Origin of the sequence: Isoptericola sp. NPDC057391 (assembly GCF_042668085.1) — a bacterium.
In the GTDB taxonomy this organism is placed as follows: Bacteria; Actinomycetota; Actinomycetes; order Actinomycetales; family Cellulomonadaceae; genus Isoptericola.
The window spans coordinates 1-3,898 of sequence record NZ_JBHVBO010000275.1; the positions used below are offsets into that span (position 1 = coordinate 1).

At 73.8% G+C, this 3,898-nt stretch carries 3 protein-coding genes; all 3 read left to right on the forward strand.

The features are described from left to right. The first annotated feature begins 16 nt into the window (after positions 1-16). From ACFUVW_RS20100 to lat, 3 genes are read left to right on the forward strand one after another with little or no spacing between them, the layout of a single operon-like run. On the forward strand, positions 17-1,900 hold the full coding sequence (locus tag ACFUVW_RS20100) for an ABC-F family ATP-binding cassette domain-containing protein (RefSeq protein WP_430573064.1): 1,884 nt from the start codon (positions 17-19) through the stop codon (positions 1,898-1,900). 19 nt (positions 1,901-1,919) lie between these two features. Beyond that, a complete protein-coding gene (locus tag ACFUVW_RS20105; protein WP_430559616.1) occupies positions 1,920-2,375 on the forward strand; it encodes an Lrp/AsnC family transcriptional regulator in 456 nt (151 codons plus the stop codon). A 58-nt stretch (positions 2,376-2,433) separates the two neighbouring features. Next, the gene (gene lat, locus ACFUVW_RS20110) at positions 2,434-3,792 is read left to right on the forward strand and encodes an L-lysine 6-transaminase (protein WP_430573065.1); all 1,359 of its coding nucleotides are present in this window, start codon (positions 2,434-2,436) and stop codon (positions 3,790-3,792) included. Positions 3,793-3,898: the final 106 nt, after the last annotated feature.

Genomic DNA, 3,898 nt, shown 5'->3' on the forward strand with positions numbered 1-3,898 from the left:
CGACTACCCTCGTCGGGTGGCACATCTCCTCGGCGCGGACGGCATCGCGCTGACCATCGGCACCCGCACCCTCCTGCGCGACGTCTCGCTCGGTCTCGACGACGGCGACCGCATCGGCGTCGTCGGCCCCAACGGGGCCGGCAAGTCGACCCTGCTGCGCCTGCTGGCCGGCACGCAGGCGCCCGACGCCGGTCGCGTCACGCGCGTGGGCGGGTCCCGACTCGGCATGCTCGTCCAGCGCGACGTGGACGACGACGCGGCGACGATCCGCGACCTCGTGCACGGCGACGACGCGACGCACGAGTGGGCGTCGGACGCCCGCATCCGCTCCGTGCACGCCGGCCTGCTGGCGGACCTGGACCTCGACCAGCCCGCGTCGACCCTCTCGGGCGGGCAGCGTCGCCGGGTGGCGCTCGCCGCGCTGCTCGTCGAGGACCCGGACGTGCTGCTGCTCGACGAGCCCACCAACCACCTCGACGTCGAGGGCGTCGCCTGGCTGGCCGAGCACCTGGCCGCCCGCTACGGCCGTCCCGGCGCCACGGGCGCGCTCGTCGTCGTCACGCACGACCGCTGGTTCCTCGACGCCGTCTGCTCCCGCACGTGGGAGGTGCGCGGCGACGGATCCGGCGCCGTCGACGGGTACGACGGCGGGTACGCGGCGTACATCCTGGCGCGCGCGGAGCGCGCCCGGCAGGCCGCGACGGCGGCCGAGAAGCGCAACAACCTGCTGCGCAAGGAGCTCGCGTGGCTCAAGCGCGGCGCGCCCGCACGCACCTCCAAGCCCAAGTTCCGGCTCGACGCCGCGGCCGCGCTCATCGACGACGAGCCGCCGCCGCGCGACACCCTCGAGCTCACCCAGATGGCCACGCGCCGCCTGGGCAAGGACGTCCTCGACCTCGAGGACGTCACCGTCACGGTGCCGGCGCGCGACGGCCACGAGGCCGGGCCGCGCGACGCGGCCGGCCGCCGGGTGCTGCTCGACGACGTCACCTGGCGCCTCGGCCCCGGCGACCGGTTCGGCGTGGTCGGCGTCAACGGCGCCGGCAAGACGACCCTGCTGTCCCTGCTCGCCGGCCGCCGGGAGCCGGACTCCGGCCGCGTGCGGCGCGGCAAGACCGTGCACGTCGCGGAGCTGACGCAGGACGTCGGCGAGCTGGACGACGTCGGGCACCTCACCGCCGTGCAGGTGGTGGACCGGGAGAAGCGCACCGTCGTCGTCGACGGCAAGGAGCTCACCGCCGGGCAGCTCACCGAGCGCCTCGGCTTCACCCGCGAGCGGGCGCACACGATCGTGCGCGACCTGTCCGGCGGCGAGCGACGGCGCCTCCAGCTGCTGCGGCTGCTCGTCTCGGAGCCCAACGTGCTGCTGCTCGACGAGCCCACGAACGACCTGGACACCGACACCCTCGCCGCCGTCGAGGACCTGCTCGACGGGTGGCCCGGCACGCTGATCGTCGTCTCGCACGACCGGTACCTGCTGGAGCGGGTGTGCGACCGGCAGTGGGCGCTGCTCGGCGACGGCGCGCTGCGGGACCTGCCGGGCGGGGTGGAGCAGTACCTCGAGCTGCGCCGGGCGGATGCGTCGGGCACCTCGACGGCCGCGGCGTCCCCGAGCGCCCCGCCCGCCGCCGCCGGAGCCGCCGGTTCCGGCGCGCGACCTGCGGCGACGCCGTCCGGCGCCTCCGCGGCGCAGGTGCGGGCCGCGAAGAAGGAAATCTCACGGATTGAGCGTCGGTTGGCTCGGATCGCGGACGAGGAGAACACTCTGCACGAGCAGATCGCCGCCGACCCGACGGACTACACCGCTGTGGCGGCCCTCGACGAGCGCCTCCGGGAGCTCGGCGCCGAGAAGGAGGAGCTCGAGATGGCCTGGTTGGAGTCCGCCGAGGTGGCGGGATGATCGACAGGATGCGCGACGCATGAGCGACACCGTGCTGGACGACGTCGACCGGGCGCTCGTGCGCGCGCTGCGGGAGGACGGGCGAGCGACGCTGGCCGCGCTGGCGGGCGTGACGGGGCTGTCGCAGTCCGCCGTGCAGGCGCGCGTGCGCAAGCTGGAGGCGCGGCAGGTGATCACCGGCTATCGCGCCGTCGTCGACCCCGACGCCGTGGGGCTGCCCATCGCGGCGTACGTGGAGATCACGCCGCTGGATCAGTCGCAGGCCGACGACGCCCCCGAGCGGCTGCGCGACGTGCCGGGCATCGAGGCGTGCTGGTCGGTGGCCGGCAACGCGAACTACCTGCTGCTGGTGCGCGTGTCCTCGCCGTCCGCGCTGGAGGACCTGCTCGGCGTCATCCGGCGGGAGGCGAGCGTGTCCACGCGGTCCACCGTGGTGCTCCGGACGTACTTCGAGGGACGCCCGCTGGCGCATTGACAAGAATTCTTGCGGTGCAACCCTGGTTCGGCAGGAGGTTCTCCTCTACCGTCGGGGTATGACCGAGACAATCTCTCAGCGCACAGCCCCCAGCGTCGGCGGCTCGATCGAGGCCACCGCTGTCCTCGAGTCGCTGCGCGAGCACCTGCTCGTCGACGGCTTCGACCTCGTGCTCGACCTCGACCGCTCGCACGGCTCGACCCTCGTCGACGCCCGCGACGGACGCGAGTGGACCGACCTGTTCACCTTCTTCGCGTCGAACCCCCTGGGCATGAACCACCCCGCCCTGTTCCGCGACCCGGTGTTCCGCGAGGAGCTGACCCGCGCCGCGATCAACAAGCCGTCCAACTCCGACGTCTACACCGTCGAGCTCGCCCGCTTCGTCGACGCCTTCGCCCGCGTGCTCGGCGACCCCGCCCTGCCGCACCTCTTCTTCGTCGACGGCGGCGCCCTCGCCGTCGAGAACGCGCTCAAGGTCGCGTTCGACTGGAAGTCGCGGCACAACGAGGCGCATGGCCGCTCGCCCGAGCTGGGCACGAAGGTGCTGCACCTGCAGCACGCCTTCCACGGGCGCTCCGGCTACACCATGTCCCTCACCAACACCGAGCCCGGCAAGGTCGCCCGCTTCCCGAAGTTCGACTGGCCCCGCATCGCCTCGCCCTACCCCGGCCACGACGCCGACGGCGCGCCCCGCGACGTCGAGGCCCTCGAGGCCCAGGCGCTCGCCGAGGCCCGCGCCGCGTTCGAGGCGCACCCGCACGACATCGCCTGCTTCGTCGCCGAACCGATCCAGGGCGAGGGCGGCGACCACCACCTGCGCGCCGAGTTCCTCCAGGCCGTGCAGGCCCTGTGCCACGAGCACGACGCCCTGTTCGTCCTGGACGAGGTGCAGACCGGCGTCGGCATGACCGGGACGGCGTGGGCCTACCAGCAGCTCGGCGTCCAGCCCGACGTCGTCGCCTTCGGCAAGAAGGCCCAGGTGTGCGGCGTCATGGCCGGCGGGCGCGTCGACGAGATCGACGACAACGTCTTCCGCGTCTCGTCGCGCATCAACTCCACCTGGGGCGGCAACCTCGCCGACATGGTGCGCTCGCGCCGCATCCTCGAGGTGATCGAGGCGGAGGGCCTGATCGAGCGCGCCGCGCGCGTCGGGGCCGGGCTGCTGTCCCGGCTCGAGACGCTCGCCGCCGCGCACCCCGGCGTGGTCACCGACCCCCGCGGCCGCGGGCTCATGTGCGCCGTGTCGCTGCCGTCGCGCGCGGTGCGCGACGCCGTGCTGGCGGGGCTCCACGACGAGGGCTTCCTCATCCTCGGGTGCGGGGAGCGGTCCGTGCGGTTCCGGCCGGCGCTGACCGTCGACGAGTCCGTGCTGGATGCTGCGGTCGGTGCGCTCGATCGCGTGGTGTCGCGGGTCTGAGGGTCGCGTCGAAACCTCGGTTCGGCGGACGGCCGGGCGGGGGATCGCGCGCACGGTAGCGTTCACGGGCGCCAGGGCGCCCTCCACTTCGGGACTTCTACTACCG

What these genes read in the sequence shown, in the direction of transcription:
- ACFUVW_RS20105 (WP_430559616.1), top strand. Translation starts at nt 1,920, where the DNA reads ATGAGCGACACCGTGCTGGACGACGTCGACCGGGCGCTCGTGCGCGCG.
- lat (WP_430573065.1), top strand. Translation starts at nt 2,434, where the DNA reads ATGACCGAGACAATCTCTCAGCGCACAGCCCCCAGCGTCGGCGGCTCG.